The sequence below is a fragment of the Desulfuromonas sp. genome, from assembly GCF_002868845.1.
Classification (GTDB): Bacteria; Desulfobacterota; Desulfuromonadia; order Desulfuromonadales; family BM501; genus BM501.
Window position 1 is genome coordinate 1 of the sequence record NZ_PKUB01000054.1, and the last position, 19520, is coordinate 19520.

The following is a 19520-nucleotide window of genomic DNA, read 5'->3' on the forward strand; positions in this document are numbered from 1 at the left end:
CGCCCTGGAGACCAGCAAGGGGGAGTTCGCCTTCGCCCTGGCCCTCGGGATGGTGCTCCTTTCGGTGGCGCTGCTGATCAACGCGGTCATCCACGCCGCGCAACAGAGATGACGATGATCCCCCTCTACCGACTTGAAAACCTGACCTTCCGCTACGGCAGCCGCACAGCGCTGGCCATCGGCGCCCTCGAGATTCCCGCCGAGGCGCTGCTCTGCGTGACCGGCGCCAACGGCGCCGGCAAGAGCACCCTGCTGCAGCTGCTCGCCCTTCTCCAGACACCGAGCAGCGGCCGGGTGTGGGTCGACGGCCGGCCGGTCCCCCCGAGAGGCCGGGCACGCCGCGAGCTGCGCCGCAGCATCACCCTGGTGCATCAGCAACCGCTGCTGCTGCGCGGCAGCGTCGCAGACAACCTCACCTACGGGCTCAGGCTGCGCGGCCTCTGCCGCAGTGAGCAGCTGCACCGCTGCTCGTGGGCACTGCAGAGCGTCGGCCTCGCCGGCTTCGCGCAGCGCCCGGCAGGCGCGCTCTCGGGGGGCGAAACGCGACGCGTCGCACTCGCCCGGGCTCTGGCCCTGCAGCCGCGCGTGCTGCTGCTCGACGAACCGTTCGCCGGGCTCGACCCGCAGCAGGCCGGCTCCTTCGAATCGCTGCTCGGCAGCCTGCAGCGCCGCGGCCAGACCATTATTCTCACCACTCACGATCCGAAGCTGGCCGAACGCCTCGAAGCGCCCACCATCCACCTGCACGAGTGGCGCCTGGCAAACCAATCAACATCCTTGGAGAAACAGCAATGCCGACCTCGTTTGAAGATGCACGAAGCCTGATCCTCGATCACATCGAGCCGCTGCCGAGCGAGACGGTTCCGCTGCTCGAGTCCCTCGGTCGCGCCCTCGCCGCGCCGCTCGACGCGCCGCTCGAGCTGCCGCGCTTCGACAACTCGGCGATGGACGGCTACGCGGTGCGCAGCGAAGACTGCCGGCCGGGCGTGCGCCTCACGGTCTGCGGCACCATCCCGGCCGGCGGGCGTCCCGAACCGGCGGTGCCGGTCGGCGGCGCGGTGAAGATCATGACCGGCGCCCCCACTCCCCCGGGGTGCGACGCGATCGTCCCCTTCGAGGAGACCGACTCCGGCGAGGAGCTCGTGACTCTATATGGCCCCGTGAACAAGGGCGACCACATCCGCTATCGCGGCGAGGATATCGCCCTCGGCAGCCGGGTTCTTGCGGCGGGCGCCACCCTGCGCCCCCCCGAGATCAGCCTGCTCGCCTCCTTCGGCTGCCAGAGCGTCGAGGTGGTGCGCCGCGCCAAAGTAGCGATCCTCTCCACCGGCGACGAACTGGTCGAGGTCGGCGAACCGCTCGACGAGCGGACGGTCGTCAACAGCAACTCCTGGTCGCTCGCCGCGTCGGTCAAGGAGCTCGGCGGCGAGCCGGTGATGCTCGGCATCGCCCGCGACAACCGCGACAGCCTCCTCGAGAAACTGAGCGAGGGTCTGCAGTACGACGCCCTGATCACCTCGGCGGGAGTGAGCGCCGGCGACCGCGACCTGGTGCGCGAGGTGCTCGACGAGCTCGGGGTGAAGCAGCACTTCTGGAAGGTCGACATCAAGCCGGGGCGCCCGACCGCTTTCGCCAGCCGCGAGGCGGTGCCGGTCTTCGCCCTGCCGGGCAACCCGGTCTCGACCATGATCACTTTTGAGGAGTTCGTGCGCCCGGCGCTGCTTCAGATGATGGGCCACCGCGCCGTACTCAAGCCGCTGATCAAGGTCGCCCTCGCCGAGGCGACCCGCAAAAAGCCGGGGCGCGTGCAGTTCATGCGGGTGGCGGTCTCCTCGGGTCCGGACGGGCTGCGCATGGTCAGCAGCGGCGACCAGAACACCGGCATCCTGGGCACCATGCTGCGCGCCAACGCCATCGCCGTCCTGCCGGCCGAGCGCGACGACTTCGCCGCCGGCGAAGCGGTCGACGTCCACCTGCTCGGCCCGGCCGCCGCGCTGCTCGCCTCGTGAGAAAGGGGAAAAACATGACCACACCGGCCGTCTCGTTCGTCGCCAAGTCGGGGACCGGCAAGACCACCCTTTTGGAGAAGGTCGTCGCCGAGCTGAAAAGGCGCGAATACAAAGTTGGGACCGTCAAGCACGGCGCCCACCACTTCGATATCGACCATCCCGGAAAAGACAGTTTCCGGATGGCGGCGGCCGGTGCCGATACCGTGCTGATCACCTCCAAAGACAAGTTGGCCCTGATCCGGAAACACCGGGTCGAACCGCCCCTGAAGGAGCTTATCGAGGCCCATTTCACCGACATGGATATCGTACTGGTGGAGGGCTTTAAACAGAACGACCTGCCCAAGGTAGAAGTGCATCGGCAGGATCGCCGTTAAACGATGCTCTGCCGGGGAGAGAAATACGATTCCAGCCTCGTGGCGGTCGCCAGCGATGAGCCTTTGCCTATCGATGTACCGGTTCTTGACCTCAACGATCCCGGTCAGGTGGCTGACTTCATCGTGAAAACATTTCTGTCGAAGATGCCGCGACAGGTCCGTGCCCGACAATAGGGGTTTTCATGCAACTATTTGATTCTTATCACAGGAAAATCGGCTACCTGCGCCTGTCCGTCACGGACCTGTGCAACCTGCGCTGTCGTTACTGCATGCCCGCCGATGGGGTCCCCAAGGTCAGCCACGGGGAGATTCTCAGTTACGAAGATCTGTACCGGGTGGCGCAGGCGGCCGTCTCCCTCGGAATAGAGAAAATCCGGGTGACCGGGGGCGAACCCCTGGTGCGAAGAGGCATCGTCGAATTTCTTGCCAGGCTATCAAAGATCCCCGGCCTCAGTGAACTGGCGGTCACCACCAACGGGGTGCTGCTGAAGGAGATGGCGGAGGATTTGCGGATCGCCGGAGTGCAGCGCCTGAATATCAGCCTCGACTCCCTGCACCCGGTCAATTTCACCCGCATTACCCGTCGCGGAAGCCTGCAGCGCGTATTGGCGGGAGTGACGGCGGCGGAAAAGGCCGGTTTCCCGATCAAATTGAACACCGTGGTCATGCGGGGGATTAACGACGGGGAGATTGAAGAACTGGCCGCATTGACCCTGAACAAACCCTTCACCGTGCGGTTTATCGAATATATGCCGACCTTGAACGACAAAAAATGGCAGTCCCTCTTTGTCCCGGGGGAGGAGATCCTGGAAAGGATCGCCCGACGCTTTGCATTCGAAAAAGTCGCACCTGCCCGGCTGGCCGGACCCTCCAGGGATTTCCGGATCACCGGGGCCACCGGGAAAATCGGGGTCATTACCGCCGTGTCCCAACATTTTTGCGGCGATTGCAACCGCATCCGGGTGACGGCGACGGGCAAGGTCCAGGGGTGCCTTTTCTCCAAGGAGGAACTGGACCTGAAGCCGATTCTCCAGGCAGGGGATACGGCCCTTCTGGGGAAATCCCTGGGCAATCTTGTGGGCAACAAACCCGAAAGCCACCCGCTGCTCGATGCAGAGAAAGACCGCGACGCGTTCGTGATGGCTTCGGTCGGCGGCTGAATTATGGATCATCCGGGAATTCCGGGGAGGCTCCCGCAATCTTCAATTAGTGCGGAAACCGAGTGGACGAACGGGGGGAAGGTCTTTTAACCCAAGAAGAGGCTTTTAAACCAAGTTCTCCTTAGCAACCTTTGCGACCATGACCGAGCGCAGCGAGGGGGCGTGAGGACGGTTTCCAGAATTTCCTTTGCGCCTTTGCGTCTTGAGTGAGCAAAGCGAACGAGCGTGAGGCAGGTTTGTTAAAGGTTCTGGGGTTCGATCAGGCAAGTCGCGGGGACTCGCCCCCGCAGGCGACCAGGGGGTTGACCGCCCAACCCCCTGGACCCCAGGACGCCCCGGACCCCTTGCCCGCCATCGCCGAAGGCGACAGCGGGTCCCCTCCGCTGCGCAGATGAATCCGGCGCGGGCGAAAACTTGCCTTCGGCTTCGAACATTCGCCCGCGTTTTCCCGGATTCATCCACTCCGCTCCGGCGGCGGCGAACGGGGGGGAAAGCTTTTAACCCAAAAAGAAGCTTTTGAACCAGGATTTCCTTAGCGAGCTTTGCGACCATGAGCGAGCGCAGAGAGCGGGCGTGAGGCCGCCTTTCACGATAACGGTTGAAAAGCCCGAAAGTCGCGAAAGAACCTGAATCATGAAAGGGAAACAGANCAGATGACGGAGAGCATCGTGGCCGTATGTACCAGCGACAAGAAGGGGATCCAGAAGACCCCGGTCCAATCGATCGTCCTTCGAGAAGATCACGGGATCGTCGGCGATGCCCATGCCGGCGGCGGGGACCGTCAAGTCAGCCTGCTGGCCGGGGAGAGCGTGGACAAAATGCGAGAAAAAGGGCTCGCCCTCGGGGCGGGGGCCTTCGGCGAAAATATCGTCACCAGGGGCATTGCCCTGACGTCGCTGCCGGTGGGAACCCGGTTGCGACTTGGTGAAGCGCTTCTCGAGGTCAGCCGCATCGGCAAGGAATGCCACAGCAGGTGCGCCATCTATTACCAGGCCGGCGATTGCGTCATGCCGAAAGAAGGGATTTTCGCCCGCGTTGTCGAGGGCGGCTCGGTCAAAGCCGGGGATCCGATATCAATACCTCTGGTCGCCTAAACGGCGAAAACTGTATCTGCCCCATAAAAGGAGAAGGCTCATGTTCGGATTGGGAACCCAGGAAATGCTCATCATTCTTGCCCTGGTGCTCGTTGTTTTTGGCGCCGGAAAGCTTCCCCAGGTAGGAGGGGCGCTCGGCAAAGGTCTCCGGAACTTCAAGGAAGGTGTCAAGGAAGAAGGGATTGCGGAGGTCAAAAGCCTGGAAGACGGCGACAAGGCCTAGGGAGGAACCATGTCTTTCAATCATTTCGACGCGCAGGGCCAGGCCGTCATGGTCGATGTCAGCGCCAAGAAGAAGTCCCTGCGGATCGCGATCGCCGAAGCCACGGTCCGGATGCAGCCGCAAACCCTCGCCGCGATCCTTGAAGCCACGGTCAGCAAAGGGGACGTTCTGGGGGTTGCCCGACTGGCGGGCATCGGTGCGGCCAAGAAAACCCCGGACCTGATCCCCCTGTCCCATCCCCTGGCCCTTCACGGGATCACCATAAACTTCGAACCGGACCCGGCCACCGGGACGGTGCGGGTGGAGAGCCGGGTCAAGGCCTATGAGCGGACCGGAGTGGAGATGGAGGCCATGGTCGCCGCTTCGGTGGCCGCCCTGACGGTCTACGACATGTGCAAGGGAGCCGACAAGGGCATCTCCATCGGCGAGGTCTCCCTGCTCTACAAGGAAGGCGGGAAGAGCGGCGTTTACCGCCGGGGGGATAACAGATGAAAGGATATATTCTGACCGTCAGCGACAAGGGATCCCGCGGGGAGCGGCTGGACGCCAGCGGACCGGCCCTGGCCGAGTGGCTGGAGGAGCGGGGGGTGAGAGTGCAGAAGGTGGAGGTCGTCCCCGACGAGGAAGAGCGAATTGCCGACCGGCTCCGGGTCTGGGCCGATACCGAGGATGCCGAAATCATCCTGACCACCGGGGGGACCGGGGTCTCGCCCCGGGACGTAACTCCCGAGGCGACCCTGCAGGTGGTCGAGCGGGTCATCCCCGGTTTCGGCGAACTGATGAGGCGGAAGAGCCTGGAGAAAACCCCCATGGCGACCCTGTCCCGGGCCCTGGCCGGGATCAGGAAAGGGTCTCTGATCATCAACCTGCCGGGCAGCCCCGGCGGGGCGGTGGAAAACCTGGAGGCGGTCTGGGAGGCCGTTCCCCATGCGGTGGCCAAAATCAGGGGCGATCAGAGCGATTGCGTACCCTTCCGGCACCCGACAGGGTGATGCCGCGAATTCCGGATGCGGGTTTTGCAGGCGGTGAGGAGTGAGGGCCGTCCCCGGCCTCCTCGCGGTTTTTGTGGCAAGCTGATCAAAATAGAGATGAAACACTGTGGTTCAACCTTAAACTCGCCATAACGTCCCCCGATTTAGGGGTATAAGGGGCACAGCACTCAGTTACCGGAGTTTAATTTTATCTATCTTTACCGATGCCCCTCCGCTGATCACTAAAGTCGGCACAGTCCCGGAAGAACCATCCCGCACGGTTGTTATTCCTAAACTATTATCTAAAAAATCATAATCCCAACCACCACTGAGAGTCACGCTCTTGTCAATACCCTGCAAAAACAGATTTTCATAAAACTCCCCAGCTTCGATTTTGAGAACTGTACCGGATACAGCATCATTAAAAGCGGTTTGGATTGAATTCCCGCCATATACGTAAACTTCATTAGATGTACAGACCGGCCCTGAAGAACACAGAGCATCCTCACAGCACGAATCACTAAAACTGTTGGCATTACAGGTATATGAGCACATATCATTTACCTCATCACAATCGTCGGTACACGGATTCCCATCATCGGCACATACCTCGAAACTCGATTGACAGGATCCATTTTCACCACAATATTCAACACCATCACAGAACAACCCATTATCACATGATGTATCTGCTGCAGGACCCTCATCAATCTCGCCATCGCAATTGTTATCTTTGTTGTCACATATTTCGATTCCCTGCGGATGTATCAGTGAATCTGTGTCATCACAATCTTCAGGAAGTACACTTCCATCTCCATCATAATCGACTGTTACAATTTTACCATCACCGACAATTTCGACATTACCATCGATATCAGTTGCCCTAGACATTACTACATAAACACCACCTTGGGGGATAGTCCATTGAAAACTCCAGGCGGACGTGCCTTGGGCAATCTCCCATTCAGTTCCACCATCAGTTGAAACCTCGATGAAATCTATTCCACTATTGCAGCCAACATCAGATGCTGTTCCGATAATTGCGTAGTCAGGTCCAACTATAGTCGAGTCATTAACCGGTGATGAAATAACGGATGATGGATAATTTTGTTCTGGGTCTGAACAACTATATTCGTCTGCTCCCATATCATACCCATCCGCCAGTGGACGCAGATCCCCGTCAATATCATCAACAGGGAGCGTCGGATAGGTTACCGTATCAGAGGTTACGACATCAATACAGGGAGAGTTAGTTGACAAGCGGTAACTCCCGTCCCCCTTGAAAAGAGGATCTAGGCTGATATTTCCTTCTCCGGTTGCTCCTCCTTGAACATTTGAATACACAACATCGGTACCATTGCCTTTTATTTCTTTAGACCCGCAACTGTCGGTATCACCCCACAGGATACTGTTGATTACAGTCATCGATTGGCTGGAATCATAAAGCGCTCCACCGGCACCTGAGGCATGATTCTCAGTGAATGTCGAATTAGTGATAAAAACATCATAACTTTCACCCTGCAAGACATATGAAAAAGCTCCACCCCCATCCAGTGTTGCAGTATTACTGGCAACAATACTGTTGGTAATGGTCGGAGAGGCGTTATAAGTGCATATCCCTCCGCCATCAGTTAAACTTGAGTTGTTTGAAACAACACTTTGTTTCAAAAAAGCCTTATTCGTCCAATTAAAAAAAATGCCCCCGCCAGAAGTATTTGCACTGTTGCCATCAATCACACTGTTTACTATTTCAGGCCATGACTTATAACAGTATATTCCCCCACCGTTACTTACTTCAGCCACGTTGTCAGAAATATGTGAGTTGCTTATTTTTATCATTTTTAAAGGATTGTCTGATCGTCCGTTCATATGAATTCCACCACCCCTAATAGAAGAGGTATTCCCGGTAATCATACTATCTTTGATGTTTGCATTGGTCGGAAGGTATCCAGAAAAATACATGCCGCCTCCTGATGAGGCGGTGTTATTTGATATGATACAATTTGAAATGGTGGATGCCGAGTCAATACAACGAATTCCACCCCCTACAGACCAATAACCATTGGTTATGGTGAATCCTTCCAGAACAGAATCCTCCCCTTCCCCTGAGTCAAAGGTTACTACGGACCCTGAGCCCCCACCATCGATGATTGTCGCTTCAGGGCCGTTTTCACTGCGAAGGGTAATGGCCTTGCCCTGATAATTGATATTTTCAAGGTAAGTCCCGGCGCGAACAACAATTTCATCATCAGCAGAAGCAGCGACAATAGCACCTTGAATGGTAGTATGATCGTCCGGAACATAGAAGACTGCTCCATGAGACTCTTTCATACCAAACTGATGAACTGAAATAATCATTACTGCGCATAATATGATTTGCCGCCAGAGATTAATACTTTTCTGATTACATTTCACTTTGTTCCCCCTTTGTCATGTGATACTGAGGCTCACGAACTTTCATATCGGAAAAATTAAGTGAAGACAGTGATAGGAACTTGCTCTGCGCGGGGTGCCGCCAACGACGCCATCTATCGTCCCACTCGCCGATTGCACGACCCGTATCGGACCGTTAGACATCACTAACCCACATCAGATCTCCCTGTCAAGAAAAACCCCGGAAGGAAAAAGTGAATCCGTAGCCCACCAAGAACGGAAAAGAACGCCTCAACCCTTACCGGCCTCGGCGCTCTTTATCCTTCCCCACGAGAAATGGCTCGGCCGTCGACCCTCCCCAACCGCCCCCACCCGGTGGTGTGGCGCACGATCTTCCCCTCGATCATGCAATCGACGTCCTCGGCGCCGCAGGCGCCTAAAATCGGCGGCCAGCACCGCCCGCCGTCGTCGTTCTGTCCCCTTTTTTATTTCAACAGCCAATGAGTAAGATGTCCCCCGAACTCAGGGGCGGCAGAAAAATGTGGCACGGCAAGCCCCCCGGCCTCCACCCTCTGTTGTAATTTGCCGCCTGTCTGCTACCGTTTGAAAATGCAGGGTTCTATGTGACTGTTTCTTGTTGCCTTCCGCAGGGAGCGTTCCTGTTTGGCGACGCGAGGGCAATCCGCTTGACCTGACATTTTATGGTGAAAACAGACCCGGCCCGGATCAACTTCTGCGGCAAAGCCGCCTGGGCATAAAGTTTGGTCGCTCTCTGCAGCCTCCGGTGGTCGGATGCACGCAGAGCCGCTGAAAGCCTTGTTTTGGATGTGCTCTTGCTGTGCAAGGCAATATGCGACCGTAAATCAGGGGGCTGTCTCTTTCTTTTGATGGCCAAAATTGAGAAAGGAGTCGGAGATGAGGAAAGAGGTGTCTTGCTTGCGCTGGTTACTTATAGTGGTTTGCCTGTTGGCAATGGTTCTTGTGTTGCCCGGCTGCGAGGGGGATGACGGCAATGACGGCGCTCCCGGAACGCCCGGGGCTGACGGGGTCGACGGCAAGGACGGCCTGCCCGGTTCCGCTCTGATCGATGCCTCGACCGTTCCCGATTTCATTCTGGAGACGTTCGAGGTTGAATCCGAGATCACTGCGGTGTCGATCGCCAGCCCGCCGGTGGTCGAGTTTGCCGTGAAGACCAGCGACGGGCTACCGATCACCGGTATCGGCGCCCTCTGGCAGGCGTCGGATCGCTTTGTCCGTTTCACCATCGCCAAGCTGGTACCGGGGACCAACGGGGATCCGGACAGCTGGGTGGCCTATACCCGCGATGTCACCAACGACGGCTCGACCCGTCCCGATTACGACACCGGTACGCTGGTGGATAACGGAGACGGGACCTATGTCTTTACCTTCAACACCGATGTTGCGAACGTCAGCGGCGTTCCTTATGAGCCGAGCCTGACCCACCGCGTCGCCGGGCAGATCGGCAGCAGCAGTTCCGCACTCAAGCCGCAGAACCTCTTCCTCGATTTCATTCCCGACGGCAGTCCTGTGACCAATACCCGGAACATTGCCGTGATCGAGTCCTGCAACGAGTGCCATGAGGGCCTGCTCTTCCATGGCCGCCGGTTCATCGTCGAGTACTGCGTCAACTGCCACAACCCCGACCTGGCGCTCACCGAAAGCGGTGTGGCCGAGGGTAACATGTCTTTCATGATCCACCGGCTTCACAGGGCCGGGGCCTTCGACGTGCTTGACGGCGGTTTCGAGTCGGAGGCCACCTATCCGCAGGATGTCCGCAATTGCCGCAAGTGCCACAACGGCGACGACGCAGCCACTCCCGAAGGCTTCAACTGGAAGAACATGCCGAACCTGGCGGGCTGCGGCGGCTGCCACACCCAATTCGAGGACGGGACCCATACCGGCGGTCCGCAGTCGGACAACAGCGGCTGTGCCGGCTGCCACCCGTCCGATGCCATCGAGGGATACCACCAGACCAACAACGTGACCCCGAACAACCCGAGCATCCCGGACGACCAGCGGGCGATCGCATATGAGCTCCTCGGCGCCGCGGCGGCAAACGGCCAGCTGACGGTCGACTTCCGCATCTCCTCGGACGGCGAACCGCTGGACATGAACAGCCTGCCGTCGGATCTCGCCCTGCCCGGTCGCTGGCCGGGATTCCGGCTGGCCTACGCCCTGCCGCAGAGCGGCATCGACGAGCCGGCCGACTACAACAACCTCGGCGAAAGCGGCGGCCAGCCGCTTTCCGCGGACATCGGCGACCTGGTCGATGCCGGGGAAGTCACCTGCAGCGACGGCATCTGTACGGCGGTGTTCGCCGACCCGATCCCGGCGGGCGCGACGTTGCGCGCCGTCGGCCTGCAGGGCTATTTCCGCCAGGATGTCGACGAGGACGGAACGTACGAGTATGCCCTGCATACGACTTCGGTAGTCATTCCGCTGGATGGTGATACCCCCCGCCGGGTGGTTGTCGACAACGAGAAATGCGCGGCCTGCCATGAGTTCTTCGAAGGGCACGGCGGCAACCGCAACTACGACATCGCGATCTGCGCCATGTGCCACGTTCCCAACCTAACGAGTAGTGGTCGAGCCGTCGATCCTGTGGACGCGGAAAATCGTCCATCGGATGCGTTCGAGCAGCTTGGCCTGCCGACCACGGACTGGCCGGAGGACACCAACAACCTCAAAGACATGATCCACGGCATCCACGCTTCGGCCCAGCGTTCGACCGATTACGAGTTCGTTCGCGGGCGCAACGACGGCATCTACTACGACTGGGCCCATGTGACCTTCCCGGCCGAGGAGGGGACCAGAAACTGCCTCGTCTGTCACCTGGAGGGGACCTATGAGCTGCCGCTGGCCGGCGACCTGTTACCGACCACGGTGCGGACCACCACCGCGGCGGATGGCCTCGACACCGACTTCAACATTGTCGACGCAGCCCGAGACACCGTTCCGAACGATTCTGACTGGGTCAATTCGATCACGGCTTCGACCTGTTACTACTGCCACGACAGCGAACTGGCGGCCATCCACATGTCCCAGAACGGCGGATTCATCAGTGTCGCCAACCCGGATGTCGGCGAGTTCACGCAGCGGCAGGAGCTGGATCCCGCCGAGTCCTGTGCCGTCTGTCACGGTCCGGGCAAGTCTGCGGACGTGAACGTGGTTCACGGACTCGAATAGCTTCAGCTCGCAGCAGATAGTCATCTCGTGGCCGGCCCCTGCGGGGGCCGGCCTTTTTGTCCTTACTGCCAGGATTCCTGCGTAATTCCGGGGGCATCCAAACTTAACTCCTCACTTTCGGCCCGGCGCAGTCCGGGCACCTTGATCTACACCCAGGTCCTCAACCGGCCGGGCCCTAACCATCCTGAGCCCCCTCGACACAAATCCGTAGCCCCCCACAACGAAAAAGAGCGCCGCGGCCCTTTCGGCCGCGGCGCTCTTCATCCATCCATAAGCGTCAGGGATCGGCTCCTCGCCATCCTCCCCTACCGCCTCCAACCGGTGGTGTGGCGCACAGCAAATGGCGGGACATTCCCCCCCCCCGCACCTGAAGAAAAAGGCCCGGTCAACATATGTTGGCCGGGCCTTCACTTTTAGGTGCGAGGACGCGAATAATCCGGGTTATTTGCTTCGCAAATGCCGCGTCGGGAGAAGAGGGGAAAACCAGGGCCTGCTTCCGAAGGGGAAATGGGCTTCGGCCTTCTCACACCCCCGTCCAACGGGGGTATAATAGGGGAAAGAAACCCTATTCACAGGGAGCGCCCTGGCCCGAAAGGGGGAATAACCATGCTGAGCAAAACAATAGTCGACCAGTTGAATGAACAGATAGCCCTGGAACTCTACTCATCCAACCTCTACCTCCAGATGAGCGCCCTGGCCGAGGTCAAAGGATTGGGTGGATGCGGTGCGTTCCTGCGCGCCCAGGCGAGGGAGGAACTGGAGCACATGTACCGCCTGTTCAAATATGTCTACGAAACCGGCGCCCTGCCGGTCATCGGGGAGATCAAAGCCCCTCCCACCGAAGCCGTTTCGGTGAGCAAACTGTTCGAAAACGTGTACGAGCACGAGAAGTTCATTACCAGCAAGATCAACGCCCTTATGGACAGCGCCATCAAGGAAAACGACCACTCCACGGTGAACTTCCTTCAGTGGTACGTCTCCGAACAGCATGAGGAGGAGCACCTGTTCCACATGATCCTCGAAAAGATCGAAAACATCGGAGAGGAAGGCAGCGGTGTCTATTTCATCGACCGCGCCGTCGGTGAACTGCTGCGCAAGAAGTAACTCCCATATCCGTTGCGCCGGATTGGGAGGCGGAAACAGCACGACGCAACTATTTTATGGGCGGCCTGATAGCCGCCCTATTTTTGCCCCCCCTCGCCACCGTCCGTTTTAAACCAGGCGGGAACTCTGTCCTGGAGCCGTCCCTCACAGAACTGACTCCACCTTCAGACCGCCCCTCCCCCGAAGAAAAAAGCGTGATTGGAGGTAAAGAGCGGCGGGGTGCGATTGACGATCGCCCGCACCACGGGCGAGCCGAGCAGGCGCCTGTCGAGAAAGCGCCGGGCCGCCGCCCGGTCCCAGCCGTCGACGGAGCTAAACTCCCGGTAAAGCCTGAGCGGATTCGCCTCGTCGATCTCCGCCCAGTCGGAGATGCCGTAGAGTTCGGGGTTGTCGAGCAGCCCCGAGGAGCGGGGCAGATTCATGATCGAGAGGTTGAGAAAACCGATCCGGTCGGCGTGTTCTTCGAGAAAGGCAAGGGTCCGTTCGGCATCAGCCTCTCTCTCCCCCGGGGTGCCGAGCATGATGTAGACATAGGCGGCGATCCCGGCCTCGCGCAGGTTGGTAAGGATCCTCGCCGCCGCCTCCAGGCGGATTCCCTTGCCGAGGCGATCGAGAACCGTCTGCGAGCCGCTCTCCAGCCCCAGTTGCAGCATCCGGCAGCCGCTTTCCGCCAGTCGCCCGAAGAACCCGGGGTCTTCGAAGGCGTCCTCGAAGCGGACGAAACCGTGCCACGAGAGCCCGCGCAGCTCTTCGCTCCGTGCGGCCATCCCCCGCAGGACGTTGACCGGAACCGCGTTGTCGGTGAGGTGAAAGTGGCGAACACCGTGCTCTGCGGCGAGTAACAACAGCAGGTCTGGAAAGTCTTCGGGCCGGGTGGCGGCGTAGGGGTGGACCGGGGCGGCGGCCTCGGGGCAGAAGAGGCACCGCTTCCAGTAGCAGCCCCGCGAGGCGCTCAGGGGAAGGACCGGCTCGGGGGACAGGTAGTCTCCGAGAACGGCGAAGCTGAAGTCGGGGGCAAAGCCGATGCTGGCCGAATCCTCGAGAAAGTAGTCTTCTCCAGCGTGCCCGGAGGCCAGGGCGCCGAGGGGGGACTCCCCCGGACCGAATACGATCCGGTCGAAAGGCTCCAGGCGAAGGTCGAGGCGACGCAGGGGCTCCTGCCACGAGGTCACCAGGCCCCCGCCGGCGACCAAGGTCGCCTCGGGAAGAACGCGCCTGAGCATCCCGGCCAGTTCGAAGGCGGGGAGCGCCTGGTGAAGGTAGTTGACCGACAGCGCCACGATCTTCGGACGGGAGGCCTCCACCCGGGGCAGGACCTCGTCCCGGAAGTAGTCCGAAAAGAGGGTCCGGGCCTCGCCCCTGCCGAGGCGCTCCAGGTCCCCGGGGTCGAAGGGGGAGAGGGTGTCGTGCTGATAGTCGCCGAGGGTCAGGCGCTCGCCGCCGCCCGGCCCGCCCCAGAGGGCGAGGAGCCGGTTCAGGTAACGGACCGCCGTCTCGTAGCGGGCGAATGAGGCGCCGCCCCGGGGAGAGCGCAGCAGTGCCAGGGAACCGGGCAGGTGACGCAATGCGCGCCGGGTGGAGGTGTCGGGCTCGGGACCGGCCAGGGCGGCAAGCCGGTCCGGATCGAGCAGGTAGAGGGTGGCGCCGAGATTGGCGTCGAGGGCCTCGGCCCGAAGGCCCTGCGCCCGGAGGTGGGCGAGCAGGACCGCGAGACCGAGGGGCGGTTCGGCCGGCTTGAGCGCCGGCGGCTGAATCAGCAGGATGTCCAATGGTCGTGACTCGTCCGAATTCTTCCGCTCGGGCCTAGGACTCGGGATGGTTTCTTCCCGCCGAAAGGCCTCCCCCCTGCTGAAAGTCGTCCAGGGGGACCTGCACCGCCAGCATGCCGAAGGAGGTGACCGCCAGCAGGGCCAGGAAAGCGGCGCCCATGGCGATCCTTTTCCACGGCTCGACAGCATAGTAGCGCCTCTTTTCGGCTGCGGGCTTTTTCGAGGCGGAATAGATCTGGAAGCTCCCGACGATGATCACCAGGGCGATGATCGGCGACCAGGTCAGGTAGAAGAGGCCGACTGCCCCGACGAGGCCGAGGATCCAGAGCCGGGGGCTGATGACGCCGATGATCCGCCCGCCGTCCAGGGGCGACAGGGGCAGCAGGTTGAAGAGGTTGAGCAAAAAGCCCGACGATGCCAGGGCGTACCAGAAGGGGTTGCCCGTCGCGATGCCCGCCCCGGCGCAGCCGATCGCCCCCAGGGTCCCCAGCAGCGGCCCCCCGTAGGCGGTGATGGCTTCGGCGAAGGCGTTGTCGGGCAGCTGTTTCATGCCGATCACCGCGCCGAGAAAGGGAATGAACATCGGAGCGGTGGCCTTTACCCCCATCATTCGCAGGGCCGCGACGTGCCCCATCTCGTGAACGAAGATCAATCCGACGAATCCGGCGGCAAAGGGCCAGCCCCAGAACATGGCATAGGCCCAGATGCTGATCAGCATGGTGATGAAGGTCTTGAACTTGCCGACCTTCAGAATCAGCCACACGTATTTCAACTTGCCGAACAGAAAGAGCAACAGCAGGCCGAGGGGGCCGAGCCGCCGCAGAAGCCCTTTTCGGGCCGGGGACCAGCCCTCTCCGCTGGCGGCGGGCGCTTCAAAAGATAGATTATCGCCGGCCCGGTCGAACGTGGCCTGGTCACTGTGGAAGTCGGTCTCCACGCTATCAGCTTCGATGACGGTCGGGGCATCGGCGCCGCTTTCCTGTCGGGTTTCTCGCATGGTCATTCCTAGTTGTCGATGGGTGTAGAATTCACCTTTTTTGTTCAAGGACGAGCTCCTCCAGCAGGGCGTCGTAGCGGGGGGCCATGTGCTCCCAGTCGTAGCGGGCAACGAAGGAGTGCGGCTCCGGTCCCGGCCCCGGATCGGGGTTTTTCAGCAGGTTCCTCATGCGTCGCACCAGGTCCTCGAAATCGGTGTAGAAAAAACGCTCCCGCTCGTCCTCCGGCACGTGCTCCGGATAGGCGAGGCGATTCGGGAGCAGAGGGACGCAGTTGCAGTGCATCGCCTGCACCACGCTGACACCGAAGAAATCGTGCAGCGAATGGACCGGCAGCAGGTCGGCCCGCCACAGCCAGGCGGCGTAGTCGGCGAAATCCTCGGCGTAGCCGAAGTGCACGACTCTCTTTCCGAGCCGCTGCCGGGCCTCGGCGAAGTGCGGCGAGCTCCCCCCGAACGACTCCCCCAGAATCGCGACATCGAAGCATAGCCCCTCGTCCTGAAGCCGGTAAAGGGCCTCGAAGAACTCCTCCGGGTTCTTGTCGTATTCCCAGCGGTGGTTCCACAGGATCAGCGGCGAACGGTCATGCTCAGGTCTCGAGGGCGGACGAAAGGCGTCGAGGCGCTTCAGGTCCATCCCCACGGGCAGAACCGAGCACTTTTCGGCGATGGCCGGCAGGGTGTTCAGCTCGTTGTGGTCCGGGAAGGAGCGCAAAAAGCGCGGCAACTCCCCCAGGAAGGACTCGAGGTGATAGCGGGAGTTGAACAGGACGGCATCGGCGGCCAGGGCGCTGGCGTAATTGATGAATCCGTAGTGGGCGTCGCGCTGCTGGGCCGGGTCGCGATCGTCCGGCGACCAAGGGTAGGTCAACTGGTTTTCGTGGAAATAGATCGCCACCGGCAGCCGGGCGGTCTTCTGCCGGGTCAGGGCCAGGAAGACCGTCAGATCGAGCATGTCGGTGGCCAGAAGGAGGTCGGGCTCGAAGGTTCCGGCCAAGTAGCGCCGCGCCAGGGTCACGGCGGCGCCGTGCATGCGCCACTTCCAGTGCCGGCCGCCCAGCTTCAGCACCTCGATGTCGTGCCTGCTGCAGCGGACGAACTCGTCGACCCAGACGGCATGGGAGCCGGCGTAAAACGGTTCAAGGAGGGTGATTTTCATGGGATATTTCGAAGGCAGGCCGCAGGATGGTCAGGCCGCACCCTCTTCGCAGGAGGCCGCGGATGAGGAGGAAGGCGCCGCGACGACCCGGTTGCGGCCCTGCTCCTTGGCGTTGTAAAGGGCCTCGTCGGCCAGGGCCACAAGGTCCGCCGCATCCTGGTCCTTCGAGGGGAGCAGGGAGGCCGCCCCCAGGCTGACCGATACGAAAGGGCTGACCGTCGAGGCTTTGTGCTCGACCTGCAGGGAGGCCACGGCCTCGAGCGCGCGGTCGGCAACCTCCAGCGCGCCTTCGATTCCGACTCCCGGAAGAAGCAGGGCGAACTCCTCCCCTCCGTAACGGGCAGCCATGTCCGCCGGCCTCAGAACCGACGACGACAGGGCCCGGGCGACCAGTTTCAAGCAGTCGTCCCCGCCCTGGTGCCCGTAGGTATCGTTGAACTTCTTGAAGAAGTCGATGTCGCCGAGCAGCAGGGAGAAGGGGAGCTGCTCGCGAGCGAGGCGGTCCCACTCCTGCTTCAGCTTTTCGTCGAAGGCGCGGCGGTTGGGTATCTGGGTCAGTCCGTCGAGCCGGGCCATGCGCTGAAGTTCGGCATTTGCCTCGGCCAGCTCGTTTTCGGCCTTCTTGCGGCTGGAGATATTCTTTAACTGCACCACGATTCCGGGCGAGCCGTCGAGAGTCACCAGGGGGGCGCTGGTCAGGATATAGTGTTCGACCTCCCCGTCGTCATCGCCGCTGATCTGGATGTCCAGGTCCCTGCTCGAAGAACGCTTGGTGGTCATGGCGAGGGGACAGGTGTCGGTCTTGCAGTGGCTGTAATCGAGGAGCTCGAAACACTCCTTGCCGACAACCTCCTCCAGCGGCTTGCCGAGAAAGGCGAGCATGGCCCGGTTGGCCCTGACCACGATGTGGTCTTCCCGGATGACCCAGAGGGGATCGGTGCAGGCCTGGACCACCTGCTCAAGCTCCATGCTGGACATCTCCGCCCGCAGGATTTTCGCATTGGACTCGCCATAGGCCTGTTCGAGCCCGACCAGGGAGTCCTGGGCGTCTTCGCAGGCCAGGCGAAGCTCTTCGTTTTCCGCTTCGAGTTCCTGAATGCGCTTCTGCAGGGATTCGGGGGCGTCGTCCATGCTTACAGCCTTGAGAATGGGGATTTCTGCGGGGAAAGATTTGAATTGGATCTTTTATATCATAAACGACCGAAAAACAGAAAGAAATATGCCGCCACCCGGGAGGGAGCGAGGTCAACCGTCCCTTTACCCGGGGGCCCCGGAGTAAGAAGTCCCGGAAGGTGCAACGGCATCCGCCCTCTCCTCTTCAAGAAGCCACGAAAGCGCCTCGGCGGGGTCCACGAAGTAGCGAAGGGCCAGAGACATACGGTTGTAGAGGACAGTGCGAAAGAATTGATGTGTATCAGTGTCCTCTGAGACAATGATCGCGAACCGGTCACCGAGATTGACCTTGAAATCCTGGGGCCTTCCGGCCAAGCCAAAAACATCAGCCAGACTCGCCCTGAACTCCGCCTGTCGGTAGTCGGTCAAAAACCGGCGGCACAGGTGCTGCGCCCCAAGCTCCATCGCCTCGAGGGTCGCCCTTCCGACATCCTCGGCACTCACGACGCCTTGAAAACAGACGCGGATGATGCCTTCCTTCTCCGAATACGCGACCGTGTGACTCATGGTCAACCTGCCTCCCCTGTCCCCATGCCGCCGGCAAGACTTCTGCACCTGTGTTCGGCAGTTGAGTGCCCATACAAAACTTATCGGATCGACGCCGCCCGATCTTAACAGTCATCCCTCCTATCAGGTTGGCGCATGGAGGTCATTATTACCAGCGGCAATTGCTCCATGTCAACCAAATGGGCTCATTAAAGAAAGATCCCTGGATGACATATCGACTTTGAAGGACACGGGACAAAGATTAGAGGATTATTCCTCCCGTCTTCACCCCTTCGACTCCTGGAACAGTGCGACAGGACCGGTAGGGAATTTCCCGGCCGGGAGCATGAACAACGAGGCAAAAAAAGCTATACTTTGGCTAGTGTCAGAGGTGTTCACCATGAGGCCCAGGGAGATGTTTCGAAGGTGACCAAGCTTTCCCTCGACTACGTTGCCCTTCCACTTTACCTCTCAGGAAAGGGATGGAACCATGACAAGCCCAGCCGACAAGACACTCCAGGAATTTCAATCGAAATTCAGAGGGGAGGTCCTCCTTCCGGGAGACACGGGATACGACGAGGCCCGGACGATCTGGAACGCCATGATCGACCGGAAGCCCGCCGTCATCGCCCGGTGCACCGGGTGCGCCGACGTCATGGAAGCGGTCGCGTACGCCCAAAAGGCCGGACTGGTGGTCGCGATGCGGGGCGGGGGGCACAACATCGCCGGCAACGCCGTCTGCAGCGGGGGCCTGATGATCGACCTCTCCCCGATGAAATCGGTCAGGGTCGACCCGGTGGCCCGAACCGCCACCGTGGAGCCTGGAGCGACCCTGGGGGATTTCGATCACGAGGCCCAGGCCTTCGCCCTGGCGACCCCGCTGGGCATTAATTCGACGACCGGGGTCGGCGGTCTCACCCTGGGCGGCGGTTTCGGGTGGCTGACCCGCAAATACGGCATGTCGGTCGACAACCTGGTAGCCGCCGAGATCGTCACCGCGGACGGACGCCGCAGGCGGGTGAGCGCCGATCAGGACCCTGAGCTATTCTGGGCGATTCGCGGCGGCGGCGGGAACTTCGGAGTCGTCACCCTGTTCGAGTTCCGTCTGCACCCGGTCGGCCCCGAGATTTTCAGCGGACTCGTCGTCTATCCTTTCGAGCAGGCCAGAGAGGTCCTGACCAAATACCGCGAATTCGTCAAGACCCTGCCCGACGAGTTGAGCGTCTGGGCCGTGTTGCGCAAGGCGCCCCCCCTGCCCTTCCTCCCCGAGGAGGTCCACGGCAAGGGCATCGTCGCCCTGGCCCTGTTCGGCATGGGGGATGCCGAGGAGGCCCGCAAGCGGCTCGACCCGGTCCGTGCCTTCGGCCGCCCCTACGGAGAGCACCTGGGGGTCCAGCCCTACACTGCCTGGCAGCAGGCCTTCG

Annotated in this window: 16 protein-coding genes and 1 pseudogene; 11 read left to right on the forward strand and 6 right to left on the reverse strand. The window is 60.8% G+C overall.

Features of this window, described 5'->3' with window-relative positions; all coding sequences use genetic code 11:
* The first annotated feature begins 114 nt into the window (after nt 1–114).
* The 8 genes and pseudogenes from C0617_RS16395 (at nt 115) to C0617_RS16430 (ending at nt 5852) form a co-directional block, all read left to right on the forward strand.
* The gene (locus tag C0617_RS16395; RefSeq protein WP_291318111.1) at nt 115–825 is read left to right on the forward strand and encodes an ABC transporter ATP-binding protein; all 711 of its coding nucleotides are present in this window, start codon (nt 115–117) and stop codon (nt 823–825) included.
* Complete coding sequence (glp, locus tag C0617_RS16400) at nt 792–2009, forward strand: gephyrin-like molybdotransferase Glp (protein ID WP_291318112.1); 1218 nt, start codon at nt 792–794, stop codon at nt 2007–2009. Before C0617_RS16395 ends, glp begins: the two co-directional genes overlap by 34 nt.
* A 14-nt stretch (nt 2010–2023) precedes the next feature.
* Nucleotides 2024–2557, forward strand: a pseudogene (gene mobB, locus C0617_RS16405) (molybdopterin-guanine dinucleotide biosynthesis protein B).
* Between the two features lie 8 nt (nt 2558–2565).
* Nucleotides 2566–3543 (forward strand): GTP 3',8-cyclase MoaA, encoded by a 978-nt coding sequence (moaA, locus tag C0617_RS16410; protein WP_291318114.1) that lies wholly within the window; start codon nt 2566–2568, stop codon nt 3541–3543.
* A 653-nt stretch (nt 3544–4196) separates the two neighbouring features.
* Entirely contained in the window at nt 4197–4637 is a 441-nt protein-coding gene (locus tag C0617_RS16415; protein WP_291318127.1) for an MOSC domain-containing protein, read from the forward strand.
* 40 nt (nt 4638–4677) lie between these two features.
* Nucleotides 4678–4860 carry a twin-arginine translocase TatA/TatE family subunit gene (locus tag C0617_RS16420; RefSeq protein WP_291318115.1) on the forward strand — a complete coding sequence of 61 codons (183 nt, stop codon included), beginning with the start codon at nt 4678–4680 and terminating at the stop codon, nt 4858–4860.
* A 9-nt stretch (nt 4861–4869) separates the two neighbouring features.
* Nucleotides 4870–5352: a cyclic pyranopterin monophosphate synthase MoaC gene (moaC, locus tag C0617_RS16425; protein WP_291318116.1), complete on the forward strand. Its 483-nt coding sequence runs from the start codon at nt 4870–4872 to the stop codon at nt 5350–5352.
* Complete coding sequence (locus C0617_RS16430) at nt 5349–5852, forward strand: MogA/MoaB family molybdenum cofactor biosynthesis protein (RefSeq protein WP_291318117.1); 504 nt, start codon at nt 5349–5351, stop codon at nt 5850–5852. Before moaC ends, C0617_RS16430 begins: the two co-directional genes overlap by 4 nt.
* Before the next feature lie 171 nt (nt 5853–6023).
* On the opposite strand, the gene C0617_RS16435 is transcribed toward C0617_RS16430, so the two are convergent.
* On the reverse strand, nt 6024–8246 hold the full coding sequence (locus tag C0617_RS16435) for a MopE-related protein (protein WP_291318118.1): 2223 nt from the start codon (nt 8244–8246) through the stop codon (nt 6024–6026).
* Between the two features lie 894 nt (nt 8247–9140).
* Between C0617_RS16435 and C0617_RS16440 the strand changes: the two genes are divergently transcribed.
* Nucleotides 9141–11411, forward strand: coding sequence for an OmcA/MtrC family decaheme c-type cytochrome (locus C0617_RS16440; protein ID WP_291318119.1), 2271 nt, complete (start codon nt 9141–9143; stop codon nt 11409–11411).
* Between the two features lie 606 nt (nt 11412–12017).
* Nucleotides 12018–12515: a non-heme ferritin gene (gene ftnA / locus C0617_RS16445; protein ID WP_291318120.1), complete on the forward strand. Its 498-nt coding sequence runs from the start codon at nt 12018–12020 to the stop codon at nt 12513–12515.
* A gap of 164 nt (nt 12516–12679) precedes the next feature.
* Here ftnA and C0617_RS16450 read toward each other — a convergent pair whose 3' ends face one another.
* From C0617_RS16450 to C0617_RS16470, 5 genes are all read right to left on the reverse strand, one after another.
* The gene (locus C0617_RS16450; protein WP_291318121.1) at nt 12680–14284 is read right to left on the reverse strand and encodes a radical SAM protein; all 1605 of its coding nucleotides are present in this window, start codon (nt 14282–14284) and stop codon (nt 12680–12682) included.
* Nucleotides 14285–14318: 34 nt separating this feature from the next.
* The gene (locus C0617_RS16455) at nt 14319–15281 is read right to left on the reverse strand and encodes a site-2 protease family protein (RefSeq protein WP_291318122.1); all 963 of its coding nucleotides are present in this window, start codon (nt 15279–15281) and stop codon (nt 14319–14321) included.
* Between the two features lie 31 nt (nt 15282–15312).
* Nucleotides 15313–16437, reverse strand: a complete 1125-nt coding sequence (locus C0617_RS16460; protein WP_291318123.1) for a DUF3524 domain-containing protein — start codon at nt 16435–16437, stop codon at nt 15313–15315.
* Nucleotides 16438–16467: 30 nt separating this feature from the next.
* Nucleotides 16468–17568, reverse strand: coding sequence for a diguanylate cyclase (locus C0617_RS16465; RefSeq protein ID WP_291318124.1), 1101 nt, complete (start codon nt 17566–17568; stop codon nt 16468–16470).
* A 126-nt stretch (nt 17569–17694) separates the two neighbouring features.
* Entirely contained in the window at nt 17695–18117 is a 423-nt protein-coding gene (locus C0617_RS16470) for a hypothetical protein (protein WP_291318125.1), read from the reverse strand.
* Nucleotides 18118–18586: 469 nt separating this feature from the next.
* Here C0617_RS16470 and C0617_RS16475 point away from each other — a divergent pair.
* On the forward strand, nt 18587–19520 hold a 934-nt coding region (locus C0617_RS16475; protein WP_291318126.1), incomplete at its 3' end, for an FAD-binding oxidoreductase.

Bases quoted from the DNA above. Each gene is read 5' to 3' on its own strand.
- glp (WP_291318112.1), top strand. From the start codon at position 792: ATGCCGACCTCGTTTGAAGATGCACGAAGCCTGATCCTCGATCACATC.
- moaA (WP_291318114.1), top strand. From the start codon at position 2,566: ATGCAACTATTTGATTCTTATCACAGGAAAATCGGCTACCTGCGCCTG.
- C0617_RS16420 (WP_291318115.1), top strand. From the start codon at position 4,678: ATGTTCGGATTGGGAACCCAGGAAATGCTCATCATTCTTGCCCTGGTG.
- C0617_RS16470 (WP_291318125.1), bottom strand. From the start codon at position 18,117: ATGAGTCACACGGTCGCGTATTCGGAGAAGGAAGGCATCATCCGCGTC.
- C0617_RS16415 (WP_291318127.1), top strand. From the start codon at position 4,197: ATGACGGAGAGCATCGTGGCCGTATGTACCAGCGACAAGAAGGGGATC.
- C0617_RS16465 (WP_291318124.1), bottom strand. From the start codon at position 17,568: ATGGACGACGCCCCCGAATCCCTGCAGAAGCGCATTCAGGAACTCGAA.
- C0617_RS16460 (WP_291318123.1), bottom strand. From the start codon at position 16,437: ATGAAAATCACCCTCCTTGAACCGTTTTACGCCGGCTCCCATGCCGTC.
- C0617_RS16430 (WP_291318117.1), top strand. From the start codon at position 5,349: ATGAAAGGATATATTCTGACCGTCAGCGACAAGGGATCCCGCGGGGAG.
- ftnA (WP_291318120.1), top strand. From the start codon at position 12,018: ATGCTGAGCAAAACAATAGTCGACCAGTTGAATGAACAGATAGCCCTG.
- C0617_RS16455 (WP_291318122.1), bottom strand. From the start codon at position 15,281: ATGCGAGAAACCCGACAGGAAAGCGGCGCCGATGCCCCGACCGTCATC.
- C0617_RS16395 (WP_291318111.1), top strand. From the start codon at position 115: ATGATCCCCCTCTACCGACTTGAAAACCTGACCTTCCGCTACGGCAGC.
- moaC (WP_291318116.1), top strand. From the start codon at position 4,870: ATGTCTTTCAATCATTTCGACGCGCAGGGCCAGGCCGTCATGGTCGAT.